Raw genomic sequence first — 25,389 nt, forward strand, 5'->3', positions numbered from 1 at the left:
GTCGACCAGTCACGCATAGAAAACGTTCACATGCCGAGGGAAAACTTGTCCTGTTCAAGGGACTCCACCCTTGAGTTTATCAGTTATTCATTTTTTGGAATTTTAAAGCATCTATTGAGGGGGAGGTTTGATGTCGTTTCAGAGAAATTCGTGCTCGGTATTTCACCTTGAGGCACAGCAAATAACGCCAACACCTAGGAGTGAGTACCGAGGAATCGGAGACTATTGAGCTGCCAACCTTTACACGAAGGAGGCAGAGATTTTTTGGCGATGCTCACTTGCTGCGTAGGTGCCTAGGATCTTGATTTCCCAAGTGAAGAAGTCCAATTCTTCTAGGGCAAGGCGTACCGGTAGATCTTCGGGATGGCCCTCGATGTCAACCATGAAAATTGTGGCAGCGAAACTTGAGTCGAGCATGTAACTTTCCATGCGGGTCAGGTTTACCCCGTTGGTAGCAAATCCGCCTAATGCTTTGTACAGTGCGCTAGGCACGTTGCGAGCGTGGAAGACCAAGGTGGTGATCACAGATTCGGGTAGTTTAGCGCGCGCGGGGAGCTCTTGCTTCCGCGCAAGAACCACGAAACGAGTGGTGTTCGTTTCGTCGTCTTCTACCGAAGAAGCTAGTACTTCTAGTCCATACAGTTCGGCAGCAAGTGGTGGTGCCAGAGATAGTTTGGTCGGGTCGTTCCAGTCTCGGACCTCGCGCGCGGAACCTGCGGTGTCTCCAGCGATCACTGGTATCAGCTTGTTCTCACGGATGATCTTGCGGCACTGTCCTAGTGCATGGATATGACTATGGACTTCGGTAGCTTCTTCAATGCTGCTTCCAGGAAGTCCCAACAGGTCAAAACGGATACGTAAATAGTGCTCGCCGACAATCTGTAGTCCAGATTCGGGGAGTAAAACGTGAATGTCGGCAACTCGTCCCGCAATCGAGTTCTCAATCGGGATCATGGCAAGATCGGCTTCGCCGCTTTCCACCATGGCGAAGGCGTCTTCAAAGCTCGCACAAGGTATGGCTTCCATATCGGGGAACTGCTCGGTGCAGGCCATATTCGAATTGGATCCGGCTTCGCCCTGATACGAAATCTTTTTGCTCATTAGTTCAATTTAGCGCAGAGTGCTCGCCACCGATGAATGCTAGCAAGGATGTTTCGAAGCGGCCGATCTATGAATGTTGCTTACAATCTCAGAGAGTAAAATTCCCCCAAATAATTTCTGTCTGGTCGTTCGCGGTAAGCCAGATACTGCGGTGAGTGTCGATTTATGTGGGTGCAAAATTTGACAGAATTTAGAGCCCCCAACGGTTCTAATCAGCTTAGGTTATGATGTAGGTCACTGCTGTCTCTGGGATCTCAGCTTTTCATGGGGGTGTGAAGTGGCACAACCAACTTTGATTGGGTCTGTGCAGAAGGCATTGCGCCTTTTGGAGGCTGTTGCGGCGAGCGGTACTGCCGTTTCGGCGAAGAAGCTTGCACGAGTCACCGAATTTCCCTTACCAACGACCTATCACTTGCTGCGGACCCTCGAATTTGAGGGTTACCTGTGCAAAATTGATGGTGGATATGCGCTCGGTGCATCGTCACTTACGGTGCAAAATGATGCGATACAAGAACTGGTGCCACGGGTTCGCCCAGTGCTTCGGTCGTTGAGTGATGAGCTTGGCGCAGCCACGTATTTAACCACTTACCAGGATGACGAGATCCATCTCCTAGCAATGGTCGAAGGTCCCGAAGGGCGAAGCGTAGATTTGTGGGTAGGAGTGCATGAATCCGGGCATGCAACGGCATTCGGCAAGGCGATTTTGGCAAACCTCAGCGACGAACTGCGTGATGATTACATCAACCGACACGATCTGTATGATCTAACGCCTAACACCATTACTAGCCGGGGCGGTCTGGAGCGCAACTTGTCCGTCGGTTCCAATATTTGGTCAGATAAAGAAGAATATCTACTAGGTATTTCCTGTCACGCGGCTCCCATTCAGAATAGCGGGATGGTTGGCGCGATTGCAGTTTCTCTACCTTCGCAACGCAAGATGCTGGAAAGCGAAGAAGCAAGCCTTAAGAGGGCTGCAAGACGTCTCGGTCTTGCGATGGGGCCATCTCTTATCAGTATTTGAAATCTTGTCTCTTGTTGACCAATTGGCCCACCAGCGATGATGGAGACATAGAAGTTCAGCAGGAATCTAGAAATCCAGGATGTAGCGCGAGTGCTACGGACCAACTACGATATCTAGCGTTCCAAACAGCCTCTAAACCTCCTGCGCAGTATTTCCTGGGTACCCCCAAGACTCGGAAAACCAACGTTCAGGATAGCGACCCCGAAGATTCCCCCAAGGCTTCGGGGTCGCGCTACCTGGAACGGCCACCGCCAGAGGTCTAACGGCTACGTACTTTTGAGTTATAACTGCCCATAGTAGGTTGTAAGTTTTGCCAAGCCTTCGTCAATACTTACCGTTGGCTTCCAATCCAACACTTCGTGCGTCTCGCGTTGGTCAAACCAGTGTGCGGTTGAAAGCTGCTCGGCCAAGAACCGAGTCATCGGCGGCTCATCATGCACTAGGTTGCGAGAACCTGCGGCCAGCCAGACCTTCTCGATGACCGAACCAGCACCACGCGCTAACCAACCGGGAACATTGAGTTTCGGAGCCGGAGCTCCACCAGCCTTGCAGATTCCAGCAATGAGTTCCCCCACCGGGCGAGGTTCACCATTGGTGACAACAAGTGCACGTCCGTGGGCGTAATCCATGCGTTCCAGCCCGCGAACAATCGCCGAGGCAGCATTATCAATGTACGTAGTATCAATAAGTGCCACACCACTGTCTAGCAGAGGAAGCCGGCCGCTCTTGGCACGGTCAACCACGCGCTCAACCAGTTGAGTATCGCCAGGGCCCCACACCACATGTGGTCGAATAGCAGCCACCCGGAATTCGGGGGAGTCCTCGGCCAGTGCACTTAGCTCAGCAGCTGCCTTAGAGCGAGCATAGTTTCCGCGAGCCAAATTCGGGTTCGCAACACCTGCTGACGCGCCCGCCAACGAATTGCCGAAATGAGCGACCGACGGCGAGGAAACAAAAACAAAATCCTTAATGCCGGCGCTTTTCGCAGCCGCTAACAAATTTGCTGTTCCATCGATGTTAGTGGCGACAAATTCGTTCCAATGGCCGGTAAAGGAGACCTTCGCGGCCAGATGAATCACCGCATCCATGGATTCTACGGCTGTGGCCACGACATCCTGATCGGTGAGTGAACCACGGATCTCGTCCGTTGCTTGGCTTGAAGCACCGCGCTGGAAAGTTCGAACCTGGTGCCCTTTGTCGCGCAATAGCTGAGCTACCGCCCCACCGAGCATGCCACTGGCTCCGGTAACCAAGACACGACGAGGTTTTGTATTATTTGCTGCTGTGCTCATGGCTGGCGGACCTTTCCGCCGGCGAGCGTGGCAGTTGCCCAAGTAGCTAGTGCGGCACGATCGATTTTGGAGTTATGACGAATGTCAGTTGGCAGCGATGAAACAATCAAAACTGCAGCCACGTCCACGCCGGTTTCGGCGACGGCACTACGAACTTTTTGCGATAACTCGTTGCTTGCGGGGCCTGCTTTGCGCGCTGGCGGAATAGTTTCCATTACGACTACGGCAGCTTGCGTGCCGGCCGGTCCTACGCCCACCAATGCGGCGCGACCAGCGCCGGCCACAGACTCAACTGCGTGTTCAGCGGCTACCGGGGTAATTGCACCTTTAGCGGTACTCAATACATGCCCAAGCCGGCCCTCTACCCAAAGCCGTCCGTCATCATCGAGATGTCCAACATCTCCGGTCCTATGCCAGCCCGGGATTGAAATGCTTACCTGCTCGGTAATCCAAAGCCGGTCATAACGATCCTTGATATGTGGGGCGCGCACCAGAATTTCACCTGTGACGTGAGGCGTGTATTCCGGTTGGTCTCCCGCGATGCCCATTGAATCTATGGGGGCAATGGCTACTTTTGCGCCAGCGACGGCCGTACCAACGCATACACCGTTGCCCTGGCCTGCAGCGCGAATACCCGCAAGGTCGATATCTGTGACGGGAAGTGCCTCGGTCATGCCATAAGGCGTGTGTACCTGTGCGTTAGGTACAAGCTCTTGGACTTTGGCTAACAATGGTTCTGGAATGGGCGCACCAGCCGAGAGCATCACCGAAACGTTCGCGAGAGTCTCCCGGTGGGTTGCATCCAAGGAATTCTTGGTTTTCAAAACGTTGGCCAGTGCTGCGGGCGAGGCGAATACCGTCGTTGCATCTACGGCCACCGCAGCGTCTGCTAGGGCGGAGGCAGTCAGCGTACGTGGTGCGGTGACATCCATATCTGGAGTGACCGAGGTAGCGCCCAATGCTGGACCAAGCAAGGCAAATGGTGCAAAGCCAGCAACAAGGGCAGAACCGGCTTTGAGATTGTAAGTTTCGCGCAGGGTGTCGCGCATTGCGCCCAACTGACGGTGTGTATAAACAACACCCTTAGCAGGGCCGGTCGAACCCGAGGTGAAAAGCACCGCGGCGTCAGCATCTGGTTCGGCCGACACAAAATTTGAAGCCTTCGATGAGAGCTTGTTTCCTACTTCGAAAAGCTCGGGAAGAGAATGCTCAACGCCTAATAGTTTGCGCTTGGCGGCAGGCAAGGTTTCCACTGAAATTTTGGTACCTGGCCAGTTGAATAGTCGTGCCCCGGTGAGTGCCCGGTCAATACCAATAAGATAGCTTGGCCCAGCGCCCTTGATGGCGCGTCCCAAACCCTTGGTGCCGAGTCCAGCATCGGCCACTACTATGACAGCCCCTAAACGCAGGCAAGCATAGATCAAAGTTGTTAGCTCAATGCCCGGAGGAACTAGTAAATTAACGCGGTCTCCGGCCTTAACACCAATTTCCTGGAGACCTGCGGCCAAAGCGTTGACTCGCTGGCCCAACTCTGACCAGGAAAGGGAGCGTGGAGGATTAATATCTACCACAGCGACGCTGTGATCTGTGGTGCGTGAATCCAACTCTGCGAGCATTGGCCGGTAGTCACCGAGGCTGTCTGCTCGTGAAGAATTTGTGGAGTTCTGATTGCTGGACAACCAGTCAAACATTGGGGTGGCGATATCTTTGTCTTCGCCTACCAAATGACTGGCGCCCTCGAAGCGGTGCACCTGCGCGTGCGGGAGTCGACCCATTAGATCGCGTAGGTAGCGGTCTGAGAAGACTGGATCTTTGGGACCCCACAACATCAAGACCGGAACGGTGAGCGTGCGTACGGCCTGCGCAATTTCGTTCAGCGTTGAGCGGCTGGGATGGTCTTCGGCAAAAGGAATATCTGCCACAAAGTTCGCTACGCCATCGCGTTTGGCAGCACTTGTGTAAGGTGCCATGAATGCTTTGCGGACTTCTGGATCCAGCGCAGGCTGGGCCAGTGAGTGGGTTACTTGTAAGAATGCGCTGGTGGTCTTGGTGCCCCAGCCATGAACCGCAGGATGCGAAGCGAGCTTCAAGGCCGCGGGGAGTTCAAAGCCAGCAGGATGAATCGCGGTGTTAGTTAAAATGACGTTGGCCAGCTGATCCTGGTGGCTGATGGCCCATCCCAGAGAAATGACACCACCCCAGTCATGACCCACAGTGGTGACCTTGCCACTGAGTCCGAGCGAGTCGATTAGGTCTCCCAAATCATTAACTCTGTCAGCTAACCGACGGAACTTGCCGGTACGTGCGGAGAATCCCATATCTAGCTGGTCCACTGCGACGACGCGCCACGGCAGGGCATTAGCCGAGACATGGTTCAACAGGCTGCGCCAGAGGTAAGACCAAGTTGGGTTGCCATGGACACACACGAGGGTGCCGATGGGCTCAATTCCTCGTGCTAGAAGTTCGTCTTCGTTATCGAGCAGATGCCACATGTGCAGCGTCCCTGGATCATCCACTTTTGAAGTGGAAGGAACCTCTAGATAATTCGAATAAATTCCATCTACACCGGGGAAAAGCTCGGTCACCAGGCAATCTCCATCATCGCGGTATTCAATCCTGAACCAACGCCCATGCACAGAACACGGTCGCCTGGCTTTAAGGTGTCAGCTTCCTGCGACAGGGTCATCGGCAAAGAGGCTGGGCCAACGTTTCCCCACTTGGAGAAGGTAATCGGAACGCGATCCTTGACCAGACCCACAGCCTTGATGATGGCGTTGGTGTACGACTTGGAAACTTGGTGGGTGACATACCTATCCATGGACTTCCAATTCCATCCGGATTCCTGGGCTTCATCCCAAGCATTTACCACTAGTTCAAGGCCGTTGTCCAACAATCCCTTGGTGTCGGTGTACATTCCTGCCGGGCCACCTACGCACAGTTCATGATGTTCGGTACCAGCGCGGGAGACGCCACCAACGATGCGGTGTCCATCCGGATGCAGATCTGCGGGGCCGATGACGGCTGCAGCTGCGCCCGAACCAAGGGTCAAAGTCGCAAACTCGCGCATGTAATCTTCACGAGTAGAGCTCTCATGATTCAGGCGCTGGAATGTCGTTTCTTGAGTCGGGCGGGAATCTTCGCCAGCCACGATCAATGCGTACTTGATCTGCCCGGAATCAATCATGTTTGCTGCCAAGCTCATACCATTGACGAATCCTAGGCAGGCATTTGTTATGTCAAAATTCATAGCGGAGGATGGTAAACCCAAACCATTATGGATCTTGGAAGCTACCGAAGGCTCTAGGTTGCGGCGGGTGACTGAGGTATTAATCAGGAGACCAATCTCGCCCGGTTCCACACCTGCCTGCGTAAGCGCATTTTTACCAGCAACGATTGCAGCGTCGTCAAACTCGACACCCTCCGACCACCACCGGCGTTCTTTTACGCCCGACACCCGTTCAAGCAACTTCTTAGATAGACGCAGACGCTTGAGGCTTGGAGCCAGTCGCTCGTCGAATTCTGCTGAACTCATGACCTCTGGTGCAAGTACGCTATTTACCGCTAAGAGGGCCACGTTGTGGTGTTTAAAAGTGGCGTTGCCGTTCAAAATGTAGCCTTTGTGTCGGGGCTGTCGCGCCGTGCTCGGACGCAACGAAGTAGAAGTAGTTTGATGCTTTATGAGCCATAATAAAAAACGTCTATCTCTACCGTATTCCTTGTTGGCGCACAGTGCGTACACGGGCACGCTATTTTCAGCGGTTAGCAAGAAACTCACAGTCTTTTTGGCTATATTTCGTTCATCTGAACCACAGTGAGTTACTGCACAGTAACATTTTCGCGGAATGGGCCCAGTGATGGGTTGATAACTTTGGGAGTGCTCAGAAGTAAGTTCTGAGACCTGTGGCACTAATTTCTCCTCCGGTAGGCTTGCCTTGAGCTAAAGGCCCGATGGTGCTCGTACAGTGAATAGGCGGGAAATTTTATGGATCTACTGCGCGGTTTAAGCCTAGAAGACCTGTCGGTCGCGATTTGGGTATGCGTCGCAGTTTTCGCTGCGGTGATGGGCATCTGGCAACGGCGACAACTGCAATGGGTAGCTCTTAGTTCTGTGGTGCTCTTTGCAGTGCTTAACGCCGGCACGGGGATCTATGTTTTGCGGACCGTTGGGGATTCTAGGTGGGCGCAGGAGGGAACCGTCCCGCTCAGCGCACCTTCTCTGAGCGAAACACCTCTCGTCGGGCAATATTTGGACCCATTAAATTCCGCACTCCAATCAATGGTTGGAAGTGTGAACTCGCTTGTGGCGTTCCAACAGGCGCTTCCGGTAGCACTGGATTTCTTCACGAAGAGCGGCTGGGCGCTACTCATCGCTGTTCCACTGATGCTTCTCGTCGTGGTTATGAGTTACAGAGCTGCTAGACGTCGAAAGCGAGAGCTCAATAATTACCGTGCGACTGTTGACCAACTCAAGATTGATTTAGAGCAAGTTAAGGCCCGGCTCACAATGTTGGACGGGGCGTCAAGCCTTGGAGAGCCAACGGCAGGTCCACCGCAAGCGTCGCGCAGAGATCAGCGATAAGAGATGCAGCGCTGAAGAAAATTCACTGGAAACTGCGAAATTGATTGCCTGTAAGACCGTAACTTTAGTGAACTGATCCGCGCAGTTTCGCCCCGGGCCCGGGGGATACCTGAGACTCTCGTGGCGAGTCTAGAACGTGCCCGAGCGCGCACTGCACCACGGTAGAAACCTGCTCGCCACAATCGCGGTGCTTGATGAGTATCGGTGGTCCGGCGGGATCTGCCTCGTATCTGTCGCCCCAACGAAGCAGCGAAATTATTATTGGATAAAGATCCAAGCCTTTCGGGGTGAGGCGATATTCGTTACGCGTACGGTGGCCAGGTTCCTTGTATGGTGTGGCTACGAGTATTCCACTGGTTATGAGGGAATTTAGCCGGGCGGAGATAACCGCTTCGGAAGCCCCGAGGTGACTGCGGATCGCATCAAATCGACGCACTCCATTAAATGCTTCTCGGAGTATCAACAAACTCCACTTTTCACCGACGATTTCCAAGGTGCGCTGAATAGAGCAGTTCTCGGTGTCGTAGTCCAGCCACTGCATGTTCAAAGCGGCCCCTTACCGTTGACAGATCCTGACGATCTAGCTAGCTTCAAATATAACAGCCAGCTTTTGAAGGGCAAGCGATTGAATACGAATGAAGAACTTCTGCCAGGTATGAAACGGACTGAGTCCAGCGAGTTTGTGGCTGCTACCGGCTTTGTCGTTGATGAACTCAACGCCACGTCCTTGCGCGGACACGTGCAATTAGGAACAAATCATCACACGCCGTGGGGAGTGGTGCATGGAGGACTGTTCACCACAATCGTAGAAAGTGCCGCCAGTATTGGGGCGAGCTTCGCAGTCAACGAGTATGGACAATTTGCTGTCGGTGTTCACAATGCCACAGATTTTTTACGGTCAGGCAGTTCCGGATTGGCTTTAGTGAAGGCCACTGCTTTGCATCAAGGCCGTACCCAGCAATTATGGGAAGTCATCATCACCGATGACGCTAGTTCCAAGGTGCTGGCCCGCGGGCAACTGCGCTTACAAAATGTGCCGTTGCCCGAAAAATCAACCGAAGTTCAAGGCTAAAGGAGTCATATCAATGGAAGCTAGCACTGACGCACGTGAAAAACTTGTGAAGTGGCGAGATCCTGCTGGCGCCATGGAACAGCTCCCTTTACTTTCCGGACTGGAATATCTGAAAAAGATGGCGTCCGGTGAACTTCCTGGTGCACCAATCGCGTCGCATCTCAACATGGATCTAGTTGAAGTCATCGAAGGGTCGGTAACTTTCACAAGTACACCGGATGAGTCTTTGTATAACCCGATTGGGACCGTGCATGGAGGACTAGTTTGCGCAGTGTTGGACTCTGCACTTGGCTGCGCCGCACACTCGACGCTTCCGGCAGGAATGGGATACACCTCCATTGAAATCAAAGTGAACTACCTGCGTCCGGTGTTGGCCGATAGCGGACCGCTGCGTTGCACCGGAACTGTTACCAAGCCGGGACGACGGGTGATCTTCGCCGAAGGAGAAGTTGTAGATAAAAACGGGAAGACGGTAGCAACCGCGTCGGGATCACTTCTTGTGTTTCCACTTGGCAACCCTAAAAACTGAATGCTGAAAAGTGTCGGTTACACGGGATAACTTGGATTTACCGCCAATACGTTGGCAAAGTGCAAGTTTTCTGATGGGGATAGTATGAAGTTTTCGTCTGATGTGAAAGACCGTATCTGTGGAGTTCTTACAGGTATGGCCGCGGGAGATGCTCTTGGCGCGGGGTACGAATTTGATTCCCCTATGCCGGCTAACAAACCGGTAGCCATGATCGGTGGCGGGCTTGGTGACTTTGCCCCCGGAGAGTGGACAGACGATACCTCGATGGCAATCGTGATTGCACGCGCGCTAGCGAACTCCGAAGGTCAACTCGACACAGGCGCATCTGATTACATGGTGCGCCAGTGGGCTATCTGGGCGAAAGATGCGCCGGACGTGGGTACCCAGACGCGGGCTGTTCTCCGTGCGGCTGAACAAACCGCGCGGGTTGATAAGCGGGATGCTCCGAACACGGCGGATGCAGTCGCGGCCGCGACTGCGATTCACCGGCAAACAGGTCGCTCGGGAGGCAACGGAAGCCTAATGCGCACTGCTCCCATCGCCTTGGCCTATCTAGACCGTACGCCGGACGATACTTACCAGGCGGCAGTCAAGATTAGTAAACTGACTCACTTCGATGATGAGGCCGCCGAAGCCTGCGCATTATGGACACTAGCAGTGCGTCACGCCTTACTCACCGCAGAACTAAATATCCGCGTAGGGCTACCACTGCTAGATCCTGAACGCGCCTTAGTTTGGGAACGGCGTATCCAGCAGGCTGAAGAAAAACGCCCACGCGATTTCTCACATAATGGCTGGGTGGTTGAAGCTTTCCAAGGAGCTTGGAGTTCCATCATGGTTTCCAAAGCTGCTGACGGTGGGAGCGCCGAGCACCTCGTCGCATCCGTCGAAGCTGCGGTACGCGGCGGGGTCGATACCGACACCGTGGCCGCAATTGCTGGATCGTTGGTCGGTGCCGCTTACGGGCTACGAGCTATTCCGAAGCAGTGGCTGGAAATACTGCATGGCTGGCCAGGTTTGAACGCAAAAAATCTAGTTGAACTTTCACTCAAACTAGTCGGTTAGTGGACCGTCGAGCCGCTGTGGCGGTTCCACGCTCACTGCATGGCGCACCCCGCGGACTCCCAATCCGCTAAGATCAACCGCTAAATACCAGGGGCCTGAACGTGGAACCTTGATTCGATACGGTGCTTTACGCGCTAAGCCACCTCGAAAATCATAATCATCTGAATCTTGGAACGCGGCGAAATTTTCCGGGTCCATGAGCCTGAGATAGGCCGGTCCGCTGAGCGTGACCACCAAGATGCTGCCACGTTCAAGATGATCCCAAGAGTATTCGGTGAAATCAGGAGCGGTCATTGAGAATCCTCTGTAATCGAGTCACGCTATGCGTAGTTCTTCGCTGCGCCCCGATGCCATAGGCGGAAACGGCGTTCGAACAATCAACTGTAAGTTAATCGTTCGAACGCCGTCCGCAGGACGATGGATACTACTTTTAGACCAAAGTTGCTGTGTCAATCACGAAGCGGTAGCGAACGTCAGACTTCATCACGCGCTCATAAGCTTCGTTGATCTGCTCGGCGCCAATGACCTCAATTTCAGCACCAATGCCGTGCTCGGCACAGAAATCCAACATCTCTTGGGTTTCTTCGATGCCGCCAATCTGTGAACCGGCGAACGAACGACGTCCACCAATCAATGCGAAGGCATTCACTGGCAATGGTTCCGCTGGGGCACCCACATTGACCATGGTGCCGTTTACACGCAACAGCTCAAGGTAATCGCTGATATTGATCGAGGCGCTGACCGTGTTAATGATCAGGTCGAAGTTCTTGTGCAGATCCTTGAAGGTGCTCTCATCGCTGGTGGCGCGATAATCGCTGGCACCCATGCTCAGTCCTTCGTCCTTCTTCTTCAACGACTGGGATAGCACGGTAACTTCGGCTCCCATAGCGCTAGCAATCTTCACGGCCATATGGCCCAGACCGCCAAGGCCCACCACTGCCACCTTCTTGCCAGGGCCTGCACCCCAGCGCTTCAGTGGGGAGAAAGTGGTGATGCCGGCGCAGAGTAGCGGAGCGGCCACATCAAGCTCGATACCTTCTGGGATGCTCAATACGAAGTTTTCGGTGACCACAACATGGGTGGAATACCCACCCTGGGTGATGGTCCCATCTCGATCGACTGAACCATAGGTTCCGATGGAGCTGTCGCAGAATTGCTGGTCGCCAGCGAGGCAGTTTTCACATTCCATGCAGGAGTTAACCATGCATCCCACGCCCACGCGGTCACCGATCTTGTGTTTGGTGACTTCGGATCCGACTTCGGTCACGATGCCGGCGATTTCATGGCCTGGAGCCAATGGGTAGGACCGAGGTCCCCATTCGCCGCGCACGGTGTGAATATCCGAGTGGCAGATGCCCGAGTACTTGATGTCGATCAGGACGTCGCGCGGGCCTACCTCGCGTCGCTCGATCTGAGTTGGAATTAATCCTTCGGTAGCCGAAGGTGCAGCGTATGCATTGACCATGGTTGTCATAGTTCTCTTTCCTCGTACTCAGTGAATGCGCTTTATCCCAAAAGAATCGGGTAGATCGGATCGGGCAAAGCGTGTGTTCCGGAAATTAACAACAGCGCAAACAGCCAGAATAATCCCGACGAGCCTGATTGCTTGCCAATTCCCAGCTAGCTCGGATAAATCCAAGGAACAAGGGTCAGAAGTACCGGGAAGAAGCCAAGCTGTCATTCATTGCCGGCACCTTATGAACCTAAGTAACTGATACGTGACAGTCCAAGAGCCACATCCCGGTTACTCAATGGTAGTCTCCCATTTACTAACTGGTGTGGCGGTGAAAGGATCTCTCATGGATGGCACTCAAATAGACGCTGGTACTGGCGCTGGCACAATCAACGCCTTGAATTGGAAATTGCCTGAGAACCTGCACTGGTCTTTTCAGCATATGGCTGACTTCTTGCCCACCGCCGAAATTCCTCGCGGTTCAGCGTCGCCTTCTGAACTCCCCGGTGCGATTCGCAACCTGGATTTAGTACTAGCGCCGTCCAGCATTCCGGGTGCTCCGCCGGTGACGGTTGGATCGATTATGGCTACGACACATACCGATGCATGGATGGTTTCGCATCGAGGCACAACGATCACAGAACAATACTTGGGGCAGATGAATGAAGATTCTTCGCACCTTTTGATGTCGATGAGTAAATCCCTGATTGGTGCCGTTGCCGGTTCCCTATGCGATTCGGGAGTTCTAGATCCCGACGCCCAGATCACGGACTATATCCCCGAGCTGGCTGACGCAGGTTATGCCGGCGCGAGGGTGCGCCACTTGCTCGATATGCGTTCAGGAATTGATTTCTCCGAAAATTATTTGGATCCGTTATCCGGGATCCGCCGGATGTCGGAAGCCATCGGATGGGCGCCAACCAATACGCCCGGACCGACTGGAATGTACCCATTCCTGAAAACACTGCAACGCAAAACGGCTCATGGCGGAGTATTCGAATATCGCTCCTGCGAAACTGACATGCTTGGCTGGGTGTGCGAGGCCGCTTCAGGAACCGCAATGCCACAGCTGATGTCTGAAGTCCTATGGAGCAAACTCGGTAGCGGAGCTGACGCGACGATTTGCATCGATCAGTACGGGACCGGGACTTTCGACGGCGGGATCAACGCCACGCTACGAGATATGGCCCGATTCGGTGCAGTATTCCTCAATGACGGACTTTCATTGACTGGGGAACGTGTGCTCTCTGAAGAATGGATTGCACAAACGTTGGAAGGCGCTCCGGATTCGCGAGATGCTTTTGCTGCTAGCCCGGGGGACTACCGTATGCCCGGCGGGATGTACCGGAACCAAATGTGGTTTCCATATCCCGGAAATGATGTGGTGCTGTGCATGGGCATCCATGGACAGATGATCTACATCAACCGTCCAGCTCAGATGGTTGCCGTGAAACTCTCCAGTTGGCCATTGCCGCAGGATCCCATCAAGCTTTATGCCACGTTGGGGGCTTTCGACTCGATTGCAGCTGCCCTGCTCGTGGAGATGCAGACTGCACCGCAGGACTCGCAGTAGCCCCGCAAAAACATCTTGGCTCAAAGGAACTGCCCTCGTTTTCTAAGGGCAGTTAGCTCGATGGATCGTTGTGGTTAAAAACTGACCGGTGGGCCGACATATTTCTATGTCGGCCCACCGGTCTATGAACCCTGCTAGCTTTGCTAAGCGCCCAGGTTAGCTGTGGCGTCCTCGGCGACGGAGCGCGAGGGCAATTCCACCTAGGATAATCAAGCCGAGTGCTACGCTGCCTGCGATGAGCAAACCGTCGTTGGCACCGGTGTCGGCAAGCTCATCATTGTTGGAGTCCTTGTTCCTGGATTCCTCATCCTTCGGATTTTCCTGTTCTGGTGCGTCCTGGGTTGGCATCACCGTGGCAGATGGTTCCGTGGCAGATGGTTCCGTGGTTGGATCTTCCGTGGGCTCCGAAGTTGGTTTCTCGGTTGGTTCGTCAGTGGGAACTGGTGATTCTTCGACTGCCGGATCGAACAGGCCGAACCAAGTAGAAACAGTAACTACAGACTCAGCTGCAGGATTCTCGATCGCTGCGGCGTTGTTTTCCTCGTTCTGCTGAGTACCAGTGAGGTAGTAGGTTCCTGCGGTGAGCTTCGCGACTCGTGGGTCGCTGACTCTCAGCTTGTTGCCATCCACGGTGTATTCCACGTTCGCGACGGTGGCAGGTTCGCCCTTGGTATCGGTGAACTTGAGATCGAAGTGGAAGTTCTCAGCGGTCAAAGTCGGGAAACCCGTTGGCACGTCGAAGATTAGTTCTTTCGAACCGGCTTCGGCGAGTGGAAGACCTAGTCGGTTATCGACAATGTCTGACTGCAGCGCAAGAACACTCTTGCCCGACAAGAGCGCAGAGATGGTTTTTCCTTCCGCGTCCTTGACAGTGATGAGCAACTGGTTGAAGTCCTTGACGTTATCGGTGAAGGTCTTATCACCTTGCACGGTGAGCTTGCCGTCCTTTACAGAGCCTTCTACGGTCTGTGGCTTGGCATCCGGTGAGGTGCGGTAGGTGACGGTAACTGACCCATCTTCTACATCTCCATTGGTGTTAAAGACGTACTTACCTGTCTCTGGCGCGGAGGAATCACTGTCGTGGGAGAGATTTTCCTCGCCGGGAGCTACCTGATCGCCTGACTCTGGGTCCTGCGCTTCGGGGACTTCAGTCGGTGCACTCGGTTCTGAGGTAGGTTCTTGCGTTGGTTCAGCCGTTGGCTCCGTGGTCGGTTCAGCTGTTGGTTCCTCGGTAGGGTCGGACGTGGGAGTCGCCGTCGGTTCTACTGTCGGTTCAGCCGTTGGCTCCGTGGTCGGTTCAGCTGTTGGTTCCTCGGTAGGGTCGGACGTTGGAGTCGCCGTCGGTTCTACTGTCGGTTCAGCCGTTGGCTCCGTGGTCGGTTCAGCTGTTGGTTCCTCGGTAGGGTCGGACGTTGGAGTCGCCGTCGGTTCTACTGTCGGTTCAGCCGTTGGCTCCGTGGTCGGTTCCGAAGTTGGTTCGGATGTTGGCGTAGCCGTTGGTTCTACCGTAGGTTCCGTGGTTGGGTCAGTTGTCGGCTCCGCAGTCGGTTCCGAAGTTGGTTCGGATGTTGGCGTAGCCGTTGGCTCTTCCGTGGGTTCGGTGGTTGGTTCCTCGGTAGGCTCGGTCGTTGGATCAGCAGTAGGTTCCGTGGTTGGCGTAGCAGTTGGTTCTACAGTCGGCTCGGTAGTGGGTTCCGGGGTGGGACTGGGGAGCTGCCCATAGAGTCCCATATAGACCGAGGCGCTTTCTTCTTCCGAAGCGCCTCTAAAAGTAACGAAATAGCCGTCGCCTTCAGAGAGCTTCGGCAATACTGCGTCCGATACTACGAGCTGGCCGTCGGAGAATGAATCAACGTTCAAGTCGTAGTACATAAACCCCTTATCGGGGGCATCTGGGGCATCGCTCCAGTACGAAACTGTGACTTTCGAATCCGCAATCCAACTTTGGCCCGCGGGGATATTGAAGGTCCAAGACTCAGTCCCAACCGGAAGAATCGGCGTGTTGCTATTTTTCTCGATTTTGTCAGCGACTAGCGTCGGAGAATTAGCCGGAATGTAGTGTGTTCCACCTTGATAATTGTCAGAGTCGGCTCCGATGTATGCTCCGAAGCTTACTTGTCGCCCACTATCCATACCGGACCAAGTCAGATAACTATTTGGTGTATCGCGAGGGCCATTGTAGGCAAATTGACCGTCTTCATACTTGGCGGCAAAGGTAACCCCAGTTTGGGGCAGCGAAGATGCACCCATCGAAACTTCGTCACCTTCACTGGCTGAACCAGCGTTGTCAGTCAGATAGATGACACCATTTTCCGGATCACTCTTCTCGTAGTCAAAGGAGATGAGCTCTTCTCCAGGGTTGCCAACTTTGAAGGGGCCATACTGGAAGACTGGGGGTACATCAGCTGCTGGCGAAGCTGCGCTGACTTCCGCTGTTTGGGCCGCCATGGCGGGGGCAGCAAGCATCGTTCCACCGGTGATACCGCCTAAGGCCAGTGAACCGGCTGCGATGACTGCAAGAGGAAGTCGCGCTTTGCGAGCGTGGTTTTTTGGGGTCTGGTTCATGAATGAAAACCTTTAGCTTCAAAAAGATGCGGGCAAGTGTGAACCCAGTACCGTCAAGGTACTCGGAGCTCACGCCAGTAGATCACGAATCGGTAACGGATTCAACCACCAAATGGATTTTACGATCTTCCCAACGGGCTTTGACCTCGTGTTTGCCTTTATTCATAAGGTTTTCATTTAGAGGGCTAGTCCATATGTCGAGCTAGCGAATATAGCCAGCCTCTATTTGTGTGTGCGTGAACCTCCCATCGGACATCAGGTCCAAAGGTCAGAACACGCCTTATTGTCCATAACAACATCTTCCCGTCTTTTGCCAACGTCATCCATTCATAGGCGGAGTCTCACCTCAATCCAAATTCCAAGTTCGGTGTCGACATAGTGGAATCATCAACCGATGGCGTGGTGGCTCATGCCAATGAGTTGGAAGCTCCAGGAAGAGGTGATGAGCGCCAAATGGTAGTGGCTGAGCAGTGGAGGTGTCCGCCAAAGGCGCGAACCAGGGCAGTGGAAAGAGCCGAAAATACTTGACCTATATATTGCACTCGCCAGTTGGTGGGTTCGCTGAACCCAATCGGGAATCAAACAAGAACTTTGGCAGAGTTGAATTCAGGCACCTGCCGTCGCGGTCAGACACCCGCGAAAATCGCGTGGAACTGCACCTTTTGCCAATTCCCGGTAGGCTTAGAGTAGGACTTGGCCGCTGGCCAAGACCTCAACGATAAAAACACTCCCTTGACCGCGTCACCGTGAGTCCTGACCGCCAGTATCGCGGTCCTCGGTAGTGGCTTTCGCTTTAGCCTATTGATGGCTGAAGCGCGGGTCTCGATCGAAGACCAGATCTGGGTAGGGCGTCACGGATCGCTCGTCAGCTATGGGAGCGATCGAAAGGAGAACCCCCTTAATGGAGGGTCCAGAAATTCAATTCGCCGAAGCACAGATCGACAACGGTCGCTTCGGTACCCGCACCATTCGTTTTGAGACCGGCCGTTTGGCTAAGCAGGCCGCTGGCGCTGCAATGGTTTACATCGACGAAGAGACCGTACTGCTCTCGGCCACCTCGGCCGGTAAGCACCCACGCGAAGGCTTCGACTTCTTCCCACTGACCGTGGACGTTGAAGAGCGTATGTATGCAGCTGGCCGTATTCCGGGCAGCTTCTTCCGCCGCGAAGGCCGCCCATCGACCGAAGCCATCTTGGCTTGCCGTCTGATGGACCGCCCGTTGCGCCCGGCCTTCGTCAAGGGCCTGCGCAACGAGGTTCAGGTTGTTGTAACCGTCCTAGCTATCGATCCAGATGAGCTGTACGACGTTGTCGCAATCAACGCTTCCTCGATGTCCACTCAGCTTTCGGGTCTGCCATTCTCCGGCCCAATCGGTGGGGTTCGCGTTGCCTTGGTTGACGATGGAGAAGGCGCCCAGTGGGTTGCATTCCCTAAGCACAGCCAGCTGAAGAACGCAGTGTTCAACATGGTCGTTGCCGGCCGTGTTGCAGGCGACGACGTAGCCATCATGATGGTTGAAGCCGATGCTACCGACAACGCTTGGGAACTGATCCAGGGCGGCGCTACCGCGCCAACCGAAGAGGTCGTTGCCGAGGGTCTGGAAGCTGCTAAGCCATTCATCAAGGTACTTTGCGAAGCGCAGGCCGATTTGGCTTCGCGTGCAGCGAAGGAAACCGTTGAGTTCCCAATCTTCCGCGACTACGAAGATGACGCCTACGCAGCGGTTGAAGCAGCAGCTTCCACCCGCCTGGCAGAAATCTACGCCATCGCAGACAAGCAGGATCGCGACAACGCCGCCGGCGAATTCAAGGACGAGATCGTTGCATCGCTTACCGGTGAAGGCTCAGCCTTCGCCGAGCGTGCAGGCGAAATCTCCAAGGCTTTCGGTGCCGTGACCAAGCACATCGTGCGTCAGCGCATCCTGACCGAGCAGATCCGTATCGACGGCCGTGGTCTAGCTGACATCCGTCAGCTTTCCGCCGAGGTTGAGGTTCTGCCTCGCGTCCACGGTTCGGCAATCTTCGAGCGTGGCGAAACCCAGATCATGGGCGTCACCACCTTGAACATGCTCAAGATGGAACAGCAGATCGACTCGTTGAGCCCGGTAACCCGCAAGCGTTACATGCACAACTACAACTTCCCGCCATACTCGACCGGTGAAACCGGCCGTGTGGGTTCACCTAAGCGCCGCGAAATCGGCCACGGTGCCCTGGCAGAACGCGCCATCGTGCCTGTTCTTCCAACGCGTGAAGAATTCCCATACGCAATCCGTCAGGTCTCTGAGGCATTGAGCTCCAACGGCTCGACCTCGATGGGCTCGGTTTGCGCCTCGACCCTGTCGCTGCTGAACGCCGGCGTGCCACTGCGCGCACCGGTTGCAGGTATCGCTATGGGTCTGGTTTCGGACACCGTTGACGGCGAAACCCGTTACGCTGCCCTGACCGATATCCTCGGTGCCGAGGATGCCATGGGTGATATGGACTTCAAGGTGGCTGGTACTCCTGAGTTCATCACCGCGATCCAGCTTGATACCAAGCTTGATGGTATTCCTGCATCGGTGCTCGCCGCAGCGCTGACTCAGGCTCGCGAGGCTCGCCTGCACATCCTGAACGTGGTCAACCAGGCCATCGACACCCCGGATGAGCTGTCCACCTACGCGCCACGCATCATCTCGGTGAAGATCCCAGTGGATAAGATCGGCGAGGTCATCGGCCCGAAGGGCAAGATGATCAACACCATTCAGGAAGACACCGGAGCTGACATCTCGATTGAAGATGACGGCACCGTGCTGATCGGCGCCACCAACGGTGAGTCCGCTGAAGCCGCACGTTCGGCCATCAACGCCATCGCCAACCCTCAGGTTCCTGAGATTGGCGAGCGTTACTTGGGTACCGTAGTGAAGCTGACCACCTTCGGTGCGTTCATCTCGCTGACCCCAGGCAAGGACGGACTGTTGCACATCTCCGAGCTGCGCAAGATCAACGACGGCAAGCGCGTCGATGATGTTGAGGACGTAGTCTCGGTCGGCCAGAAGATCCAGGTTGAGATCACCAAGATCGATGACCGCGGAAAGCTGTCGCTGTCTCCAGTTGTTGAAGAGGACGAGGCTTCGGAAGAAGCAGCAGAGTAATACTCTCCTCTAGTTTGAAAACCCCGGTTCACATTTGTGAGCCGGGGTTTTCTACTGCCCAGACGCGATTGTTAACTGAAGGCAATCGGAGAGGGGCACAAATTAGCCACTGCAACGCGCAAAGTTGCAACGACTAAATTAAAATGTAGATGTACTACGTTGGCGCATACCTTTAGCAGGAAGCTAAGCGTTCTGTAAGATACCGATTCAGTGAAACTCTCTGGTCGGCAGCAGCGATGGTTAGGTCTCGATGCTTTTCCGGGCTAACGCGTACACGGATGCTCCCGCTGAATTTCCGAACCGAAAAAGGGACAGGCACCTCTTCGCCGGAATCTCTCATATCCTGAATAACTTCGGCGATAAGATCGCGCAGACCAGTCAGGGCCAAGATCTGGTTTTCATCTATCCATGACAATGATGGGAATTCTGCAACGGTTGCAATAAACTCATCATCTTCCGGAGACCAAGACACGTTGTATTTATAGTGAGCTGCGACTGCCGGTGTAGGCAAATTAGTCAACTCCGCTCATCTCCTTCATTTTCTCGATTGCCTCGAGAACTTGCCTTACCTGGTAAGGCTTAGCCATTCCGTCTTTATTTTGAATATTAACTCGAGGATCACCGGGCTAAGGAGTCTTATATACTAAGTGGCTTCCTGCCCGATTTCTGGGTAGTCCAAAGTGCGCATCGCAAACTTTGCGAATGTCAGCGAACTTAACGTTCTTTGGGCTCTCCCTCATTTTAACTTCTATGTCGTCTATTCCCGACATATCTCTATGGTTCCACTATTGGCACCACTTTGGCAAGAGGTGCTCGATGTATGTTGGATCATAGATGAATCATATTGAATATTCGAGAATGCGACTAGGGCTGTGGAAAACTTGCTCACGGAACACGTTTGATCTCGGGACTCTTGTCCTGAAAATAGTCAATGCAAGATCGTCTAGGACGATAAAACCCCGGCTAATCTGCGAAGCCGGGGTTCTGCGTGATTAGGGTATCCTCGCCGTCGATTCCGTTAGGAACCTACAGCTCAGAGACCGAATATAGGGTAGTTCTAGCTAATTGGGCTAGCCGGAATCAGGTGCGCATCATAGAACTCACGTAGCTGAACGCTCTTGGCGATGACAATCGCATCCCAATCGTCCATGCTGGTGGAGCTATCGGCGTAGTCCGAAGGAACCTTGAAGATCTGCAGTGGAACGTCAAAACGCTGGCACATGCTCGCGTAGGCGTAACCTTCCATATCTACCAGCTGCGCATTCAAGCCGGAAATGTGGGCGCGCTGCTCGTCGTTGCTGACAAACACATCTCCGGTAGCCATAGTGGCTTGAGTATCAGGCAGTAGGATCTCGCCGGTTGGCACCACATCATCTGAGGCCAATGGGAAATCGTGCTGGATCAAACGAGTCACCTGGTAAATTGTATCCAAGCTCGGACGGTCTTCGTCGGCATTACCGACTACCCCTGCGGTGCCCAAAACGATAACTCGCTCTATGCCGCCGTCGGCAAGCGCACCGGCAAGTGCTACCGAAGCGTTGACCTTCCCTACTCCGGATAAGATGTGTGGCACGTCTGCGAAGGCAGATGCTTCATCACTGTGCGCGAATACGAGCAGGGTCTTCTGGTCCGACATTCGGTTCCTCTCAACAACAAATAAGTCTTTTTGATTCTGACCGGAAACAGATTCGACGGCCAGCATGCTCACTCGAGTTTATCGGTTACGGGCTATGAAGTTTTTCAATTTTGCTAATGGGGGAGCGGATAGACTGAAACCATGAGTGAAATTGAACTTGCAGCTGTTGAAAGTTTTGCCCTGGACCACACCAAGGTCAAGGCTCCCTACGTGCGTAAGATCGGCGTTGAGCGTGGCCCCAAGGGTGACGCCATCACGAACTACGACATTCGTTTTGTGCAGCCAAACCACGGTGAGATCCCTACCGCTGGCCTGCACACCATCGAGCACACCATGGCGGGTCTGATCCGTACCCGCTTCGAAGGTCTCATTGATTTCTCGCCTTTCGGTTGCCGTACCGGGTTCCACATGATTGTTTGGGGCGAGCCAACTCCTGAAGAAGTTGCCAAAGCGATCAAGTCTTCAGTTGAAGATCTGGCAGAGCGAGTCACCTGGGATGACGTTCCGGGCACCGAAGCGGTGAGCTGCGGTAACTACCGCGATCACAGCCTGCACTCGGCAAAGGAATGGGCCAAGCTGATTCTGGAACAAGGCATCAGTCTGGACGCGTTTGACCGCAGCAATATTGCCTGAGCGAAAGTAATGGGCCGGTGGCACCAGTAATGCCCGCCCGCGCCCATGAGCATCCAGCGAGGCCCAGCGCTTGCCGTCAGATGGCGCTGGGCCTCGCTGCACTTATTTTCTGCTGAGTATTGCCTGAAGCCTCTTGCTTTACCAAGTCGCTGGATCTTGAATGGTCTCACTCGTATTGCTAAGCGAGCGCCGATCGAAAGCAGAGGACTGATCATGGAGTCGACAAATCCGCATTCGGCAGAAGACTCAGGCCGCACGTTGCCGCCAGATCCAGCCCGGCCGAGTATTCCTGAGGAACCGACGACACCGATTGACCCGCCCGATCCGACGAATCCACCAAATCGTCCAGATCCCGATGGACCAATTGGACCTCCGCCATTTGACCCAACAGCTCCGGCCACGCCAGATCGGCCGGCAGATCCAACGACTGCAGTGCAGGAACCAGGATCGGAAGACCTCCATTAGCCTTCAGACCCTAATATTCCGGGCGGCAAAACCGACCGAGGCAGCGCTTGGGCCATCAAAGCAGACTGCCTCAGAGTTCCCTAAGGGGTTGTCTGCCAGAGCATTCTGTCCTTGAATGGAAGGAACCTGGCGTGAAGTCAGGAGACTAGGAGAGCATCATGGAGAACACCATCGATCCGACCCACGCGCCCGCTCCGGAACCGCCACCTCCGCCGGCGGAGCCCACTAGCCCGGATCCGACGAGTCCAGGCAGTCCCAGCAGTCCCGAGCACCAACCGTCTGCCCCTGGCGCGCCTCAGGATCCTGCATCCCCACCCGGTGCACCAATGCCGCCTCCTGAGATCCCGAACGAGCCTTTCGGGTAAGGCACCGGAGTAGGAGAACGAATCAGACGTGAACGCAGATGCCCTTAAGGTCGCTGAGCCGCTGATGCTAAGCCGGGAACACCTTCCACAGCAGGACCCGGAAGGTGATTCCGGCGTGTTCATGCTGCGGCAGTGAGCTGCAACGAAGCTGAACGCCGTCCACAACCCCCTGTGGGAGAATAGGGACAGTGTTCCGCCCGGCTTGAATTGCCGGGACCCGATGTTTAAGGATGTTTCTCTGTGGTCATGATTCCGTTGCCGTTGCACTCGGTTGAGGCATACCAGTTCTCTCCGATTGATCCGGCTGACCCATCGTTGGTCCACCGCGGCGAGGGCGGGGCGGAAGTACGTCGAAGTATTCTTCCCGGCGGTGTTCGTGTACTGACCGAGGCAATGCCCGGCCAGCGTTCAACCACCGTTGGATTCTGGGTACCCGTTGGATCCCGCGATGAAGAAGCTGGGCACTACGGTTCGACGCATTTTCTTGAGCACCTATTGTTCAAGGGAACTAAGAAGCGCACTGCGCTTGAAATCGCTCAGGCTTTTGACGCAGTGGGCGGCGAATCAAATGCTGCGACCGCGAAAGAATCCACCTGTTACTACGCGCGAGTGCTTGACTCCGATTTGCCAATGGCCATGGACGTCATCGCAGACATGGTGACCTCCGCTGTCATCGACCCCCTGGAATTGGAGCAAGAGCGTGGGGTGATCATCGAAGAACTAGCAATGGACGCTGACGATGCCACCGAGGTAGCCCACGAACACTTTGTCGCTAAGGTCCTTGGTGATCACCCGTTGGCGCGACCCATTGGTGGCACACCCGCCGAGATCATGGAAATCTCCCGCGAGGCAGTCATGGAGCACTACCGGGCGCATTACCGCCCGAGCGAAGTGATCATCACCGCGGCAGGCTCGTTAAACCACGAGGAACTATGCGCAATGGTTCTCACCTCGCTCTCCGAGGCAGGCTGGGATCTTGACCCGATGGCGGTTCCGGAACCGCGTCGTTCCTCGGAACCGGCAACTATTGTTTCGGTGCCCGGCATTGAAGTGATCAACCGCCCGGTTGAACAAGCCAGTATCATCATCGGTTGCCCTGGCATCAGTGGACAAGATGAGAGGCGGCAGGTACTTGCCGTACTCAACGCGGTTCTCGGTGGTGGCATGAGCTCGCGTCTGTTCCAAGAGATCCGTGAAAAGCGTGGACTTGCGTACTCCACGTATTCATTCTCGGCTGCGTATACCGATGCCGGATATTTCGGCATGTATGCCGGTTGTTCTCCAGCTAAGGCAAGCGAAGTGATCGGTCTACTTGAATCCGAGCTGGATCGATTGGCTGCGGACGGCATTACCGACGCTGAATTATCCCAGGCCAAGGGCCAGCTCGCGGGCGGTACCGTGTTGGCTCTGGAAGATCCAGGAAGTCGCATGTCGCGCCTGGGACGAGCTGAGATGGTCACCGGAGAATTCCAAGACATTGACGAGGCACTGAGCCGTGTAAATGCGGTCACCAAGGACGATGTGCAAGGGTTGGCTCAAGAGCTTGCTGCCAAGGAACGCACCATCACCGTGGTCGGTCCATTCGAATCTGCAGCGGCGCTGGGGCGCTAAATACTTCAACAAAAAACATAAGGGACGCTCACCACTTCAACAGTGTGGGGCGTCCCTTACTTTTTGACGGTGGAGTCTTTGCGCTTAGCCCGCTGCACGGACCAGCTGGGCTAGTTGTTCAAAATGCGAGTAGTTGAAACCGTGCGCTGCATCTTCGAATACCGACAACTTTGCATTCGGAGCGTCAGCCACAAGGCGTAACCCAAAGTCCGGTGGCGACAGTGAATCCTTCGTGCCACAAACTACATCGACAGGAACAGGCACCGATCCTAAATAGTCAATGGTCGGGTAATCGAGCATCTGCGCGCAACTCTTAGCCCACCACGGAATACCGCATCGCAGATAGTCAACGAGCAAGATAGCCTTGACCGCATTTAACTCATGGGGAAAGTCCTGCAAGAGCCTGCGAGCCTGCCGGAAGAGCGTATCTTCTCGGTCATTAACCGCTGGCGCAGCAATGATCAGGTGTTTGAATAGCTCAGGACGACTACGAGCAATCTCGATGGACACCTGAGCTCCCATCGAATGTCCCAAAATGACTGCGTCTTTCACATTTAATGTGCGTAAGGCGAGGGAGACCTCGTGAGCAAAGCGTGCCACGCTGACCGGCCTGCCGTCATCCATGTTCTTACCGTGGCCAGGCAACTCAGGAACGATCACTCGATGGTCACGGGACAACTCTTGAGCTAGGGGAGTGAAATACCGGCTGGAGGCTCCAAGTCCATGAATGAGCACCACATCAGGGCCAGTTCCTGCCACGCGTACCGATAATCGGGTACGTAACGTCTCCGGGATCTGTCCAAAATAGCCGTGCCGCACACGTACCCTTCCGTCCGCGGACGATTCCACGAAAAAACTTAGTATTTATTTGCTGAAGGCTCTACTCTAGCCAAGATCTGCGCCGAGCAGATGCAGATCAGCTTTAGGGCAGCCCTACGGAATGTTCCTCGATGGCTGCCCGCAAATCTTCTGGGAAGATTTCCTTGAGCTCCTCTTCATAGGCACCTCCGTCGCCAGGGACACGGATCTGATCGCCATCAATGCGAAAAGGATAGGACTCACCCTGTAGTAGTTCTTGCTCAGAAGTTGAAGCAGAAGCTGACGTCATGCAATCGGCCCAGCCATAGGTTGTATCGCCGTCTTGCCGAAATACCTCAACTTGGCAGGAAGGTGATTCAATCCACGAGCTTTGCTCTTCGACTCTATCGACGAGTCGAGCGCGTTCATCATCGCTCAAGGTCGGCGGTACATCGCCAGAACTACACGCGATGGTACCGAACGTGACGACGGCTACTAAAA

Annotated in this window: 21 protein-coding genes; 9 read left to right on the forward strand and 12 right to left on the reverse strand. The window is 54.5% G+C overall.

Features of this window, described 5'->3' with window-relative positions; genetic code table 11:
- Window positions 1-240: 240 nt before the first annotated feature.
- Window positions 241-1,101 (reverse strand): prephenate dehydratase, encoded by an 861-nt coding sequence (locus ACX5K5_RS04740; protein WP_096254540.1) that lies wholly within the window; start codon window positions 1,099-1,101, stop codon window positions 241-243.
- Between the two features lie 277 nt (window positions 1,102-1,378).
- On the opposite strand from ACX5K5_RS04740, the gene ACX5K5_RS04745 reads away from it, so the two are divergent.
- The gene (locus ACX5K5_RS04745) at window positions 1,379-2,122 is read left to right on the forward strand and encodes an IclR family transcriptional regulator (protein ID WP_346059654.1); all 744 of its coding nucleotides are present in this window, start codon (window positions 1,379-1,381) and stop codon (window positions 2,120-2,122) included.
- Window positions 2,123-2,403: 281 nt separating this feature from the next.
- Here the strand turns inward: ACX5K5_RS04745 and ACX5K5_RS04750 are convergent, their stop codons facing one another.
- The 3 genes from ACX5K5_RS04750 to ACX5K5_RS04760 are packed head-to-tail and all read right to left on the reverse strand — an operon-like array spanning window position 2,404 to window position 7,021.
- Window positions 2,404-3,414 carry an NAD-dependent epimerase/dehydratase family protein gene (locus ACX5K5_RS04750; RefSeq protein ID WP_188684767.1) on the reverse strand — a complete coding sequence of 337 codons (1,011 nt, stop codon included), beginning with the start codon at window positions 3,412-3,414 and terminating at the stop codon, window positions 2,404-2,406.
- Window positions 3,411-5,999 carry an alpha/beta fold hydrolase gene (locus tag ACX5K5_RS04755; protein ID WP_459175104.1) on the reverse strand — a complete coding sequence of 863 codons (2,589 nt, stop codon included), beginning with the start codon at window positions 5,997-5,999 and terminating at the stop codon, window positions 3,411-3,413. The genes ACX5K5_RS04750 and ACX5K5_RS04755 overlap by 4 nt, the downstream gene beginning before the upstream one ends.
- Window positions 5,996-7,021: a 3-oxoacyl-ACP synthase III gene (locus tag ACX5K5_RS04760; RefSeq protein WP_459175105.1), complete on the reverse strand. Its 1,026-nt coding sequence runs from the start codon at window positions 7,019-7,021 to the stop codon at window positions 5,996-5,998. The genes ACX5K5_RS04755 and ACX5K5_RS04760 overlap by 4 nt, the downstream gene beginning before the upstream one ends.
- 375 nt (window positions 7,022-7,396) lie before the next feature.
- Here ACX5K5_RS04760 and ACX5K5_RS04765 point away from each other — a divergent pair, with 375 nt between their 5' ends.
- Window positions 7,397-7,993 carry a hypothetical protein gene (locus ACX5K5_RS04765; RefSeq protein WP_346058840.1) on the forward strand — a complete coding sequence of 199 codons (597 nt, stop codon included), beginning with the start codon at window positions 7,397-7,399 and terminating at the stop codon, window positions 7,991-7,993.
- A gap of 64 nt (window positions 7,994-8,057) precedes the next feature.
- Here the strand turns inward: ACX5K5_RS04765 and ACX5K5_RS04770 are convergent, their stop codons facing one another.
- Entirely contained in the window at window positions 8,058-8,534 is a 477-nt protein-coding gene (locus ACX5K5_RS04770; protein WP_459175106.1) for a winged helix-turn-helix transcriptional regulator, read from the reverse strand.
- 114 nt (window positions 8,535-8,648) lie between these two features.
- Between ACX5K5_RS04770 and ACX5K5_RS04775 the strand changes: the two genes are divergently transcribed.
- The 3 genes from ACX5K5_RS04775 to ACX5K5_RS04785 all read left to right on the forward strand — a co-directional run bounded on the left by ACX5K5_RS04775 (window position 8,649) and on the right by ACX5K5_RS04785 (window position 10,659).
- Complete coding sequence (locus ACX5K5_RS04775) at window positions 8,649-9,065, forward strand: PaaI family thioesterase (RefSeq protein WP_443463833.1); 417 nt, start codon at window positions 8,649-8,651, stop codon at window positions 9,063-9,065.
- Window positions 9,066-9,078: 13 nt separating this feature from the next.
- The gene (locus ACX5K5_RS04780; RefSeq protein ID WP_443458615.1) at window positions 9,079-9,594 is read left to right on the forward strand and encodes a PaaI family thioesterase; all 516 of its coding nucleotides are present in this window, start codon (window positions 9,079-9,081) and stop codon (window positions 9,592-9,594) included.
- Window positions 9,595-9,678: 84 nt separating this feature from the next.
- Window positions 9,679-10,659 (forward strand): ADP-ribosylglycohydrolase family protein, encoded by a 981-nt coding sequence (locus ACX5K5_RS04785; protein ID WP_459175107.1) that lies wholly within the window; start codon window positions 9,679-9,681, stop codon window positions 10,657-10,659.
- Here ACX5K5_RS04785 and ACX5K5_RS04790 read toward each other — a convergent pair.
- Complete coding sequence (locus ACX5K5_RS04790; RefSeq protein WP_459175108.1) at window positions 10,648-10,953, reverse strand: DUF1883 domain-containing protein; 306 nt, start codon at window positions 10,951-10,953, stop codon at window positions 10,648-10,650. The two genes, ACX5K5_RS04785 and ACX5K5_RS04790, sit on opposite strands and share 12 nt — an antisense overlap.
- A gap of 136 nt (window positions 10,954-11,089) precedes the next feature.
- Window positions 11,090-12,133 carry an NAD(P)-dependent alcohol dehydrogenase gene (locus ACX5K5_RS04795; protein WP_459175109.1) on the reverse strand — a complete coding sequence of 348 codons (1,044 nt, stop codon included), beginning with the start codon at window positions 12,131-12,133 and terminating at the stop codon, window positions 11,090-11,092.
- Between the two features lie 325 nt (window positions 12,134-12,458).
- Between ACX5K5_RS04795 and ACX5K5_RS04800 the strand changes: the two genes are divergently transcribed.
- Window positions 12,459-13,685: a serine hydrolase domain-containing protein gene (locus tag ACX5K5_RS04800; RefSeq protein ID WP_459175110.1), complete on the forward strand. Its 1,227-nt coding sequence runs from the start codon at window positions 12,459-12,461 to the stop codon at window positions 13,683-13,685.
- A 156-nt stretch (window positions 13,686-13,841) separates the two neighbouring features.
- On the opposite strand, the gene ACX5K5_RS04805 is transcribed toward ACX5K5_RS04800, so the two are convergent.
- Window positions 13,842-16,250: a hypothetical protein gene (locus tag ACX5K5_RS04805; protein ID WP_459175111.1), complete on the reverse strand. Its 2,409-nt coding sequence runs from the start codon at window positions 16,248-16,250 to the stop codon at window positions 13,842-13,844.
- Between the two features lie 901 nt (window positions 16,251-17,151).
- Between ACX5K5_RS04805 and ACX5K5_RS04810 the strand changes: the two genes are divergently transcribed.
- Entirely contained in the window at window positions 17,152-19,380 is a 2,229-nt protein-coding gene (locus ACX5K5_RS04810) for a polyribonucleotide nucleotidyltransferase (RefSeq protein WP_188684786.1), read from the forward strand.
- Window positions 19,381-19,552: 172 nt separating this feature from the next.
- Here the strand turns inward: ACX5K5_RS04810 and ACX5K5_RS04815 are convergent, their stop codons facing one another.
- Together ACX5K5_RS04815 and ACX5K5_RS04820 are read right to left on the reverse strand one after the other, a co-directional pair.
- Complete coding sequence (locus tag ACX5K5_RS04815; protein ID WP_096254524.1) at window positions 19,553-19,900, reverse strand: type II toxin-antitoxin system HicB family antitoxin; 348 nt, start codon at window positions 19,898-19,900, stop codon at window positions 19,553-19,555.
- A 537-nt stretch (window positions 19,901-20,437) separates the two neighbouring features.
- Window positions 20,438-21,016: a phosphorylase family protein gene (locus ACX5K5_RS04820; RefSeq protein ID WP_459175112.1), complete on the reverse strand. Its 579-nt coding sequence runs from the start codon at window positions 21,014-21,016 to the stop codon at window positions 20,438-20,440.
- Window positions 21,017-21,157: 141 nt separating this feature from the next.
- Here ACX5K5_RS04820 and ACX5K5_RS04825 point away from each other — a divergent pair, with 141 nt between their 5' ends.
- Window positions 21,158-21,649, forward strand: a complete 492-nt coding sequence (locus tag ACX5K5_RS04825; protein ID WP_459175113.1) for an S-ribosylhomocysteine lyase — start codon at window positions 21,158-21,160, stop codon at window positions 21,647-21,649.
- Between the two features lie 1,070 nt (window positions 21,650-22,719).
- Entirely contained in the window at window positions 22,720-24,090 is a 1,371-nt protein-coding gene (locus ACX5K5_RS04830) for a M16 family metallopeptidase (RefSeq protein WP_459175114.1), read from the forward strand.
- 84 nt (window positions 24,091-24,174) lie between these two features.
- Here the strand turns inward: ACX5K5_RS04830 and ACX5K5_RS04835 are convergent, their stop codons facing one another.
- Together ACX5K5_RS04835 and ACX5K5_RS04840 are read right to left on the reverse strand one after the other, a co-directional pair.
- Window positions 24,175-24,939, reverse strand: a complete 765-nt coding sequence (locus tag ACX5K5_RS04835) for an alpha/beta fold hydrolase (RefSeq protein WP_459175115.1) — start codon at window positions 24,937-24,939, stop codon at window positions 24,175-24,177.
- Between the two features lie 73 nt (window positions 24,940-25,012).
- Complete coding sequence (locus ACX5K5_RS04840; protein WP_459175116.1) at window positions 25,013-25,198, reverse strand: hypothetical protein; 186 nt, start codon at window positions 25,196-25,198, stop codon at window positions 25,013-25,015.
- Window positions 25,199-25,389: the final 191 nt, after the last annotated feature.

Source organism: Glutamicibacter bergerei (assembly GCF_054495185.1).

Coding starts and splice junctions, on each gene's coding strand:
- ACX5K5_RS04740 (WP_096254540.1), bottom strand. CDS start 1,101: ATGAGCAAAAAGATTTCGTATCAGGGCGAAGCCGGATCCAATTCGAAT.
- ACX5K5_RS04750 (WP_188684767.1), bottom strand. CDS start 3,414: ATGAGCACAGCAGCAAATAATACAAAACCTCGTCGTGTCTTGGTTACC.
- ACX5K5_RS04765 (WP_346058840.1), top strand. CDS start 7,397: ATGGATCTACTGCGCGGTTTAAGCCTAGAAGACCTGTCGGTCGCGATT.
- ACX5K5_RS04770 (WP_459175106.1), bottom strand. CDS start 8,534: ATGCAGTGGCTGGACTACGACACCGAGAACTGCTCTATTCAGCGCACC.
- ACX5K5_RS04775 (WP_443463833.1), top strand. CDS start 8,649: ATGAAACGGACTGAGTCCAGCGAGTTTGTGGCTGCTACCGGCTTTGTC.
- ACX5K5_RS04780 (WP_443458615.1), top strand. CDS start 9,079: ATGGAAGCTAGCACTGACGCACGTGAAAAACTTGTGAAGTGGCGAGAT.
- ACX5K5_RS04785 (WP_459175107.1), top strand. CDS start 9,679: ATGAAGTTTTCGTCTGATGTGAAAGACCGTATCTGTGGAGTTCTTACA.
- ACX5K5_RS04790 (WP_459175108.1), bottom strand. CDS start 10,953: ATGACCGCTCCTGATTTCACCGAATACTCTTGGGATCATCTTGAACGT.
- ACX5K5_RS04795 (WP_459175109.1), bottom strand. CDS start 12,133: ATGACAACCATGGTCAATGCATACGCTGCACCTTCGGCTACCGAAGGA.
- ACX5K5_RS04800 (WP_459175110.1), top strand. CDS start 12,459: ATGGATGGCACTCAAATAGACGCTGGTACTGGCGCTGGCACAATCAAC.
- ACX5K5_RS04805 (WP_459175111.1), bottom strand. CDS start 16,250: ATGAACCAGACCCCAAAAAACCACGCTCGCAAAGCGCGACTTCCTCTT.
- ACX5K5_RS04810 (WP_188684786.1), top strand. CDS start 17,152: ATGGAGGGTCCAGAAATTCAATTCGCCGAAGCACAGATCGACAACGGT.
- ACX5K5_RS04820 (WP_459175112.1), bottom strand. CDS start 21,016: ATGTCGGACCAGAAGACCCTGCTCGTATTCGCGCACAGTGATGAAGCA.
- ACX5K5_RS04825 (WP_459175113.1), top strand. CDS start 21,158: ATGAGTGAAATTGAACTTGCAGCTGTTGAAAGTTTTGCCCTGGACCAC.
- ACX5K5_RS04840 (WP_459175116.1), bottom strand. CDS start 25,198: ATGACGTCAGCTTCTGCTTCAACTTCTGAGCAAGAACTACTACAGGGT.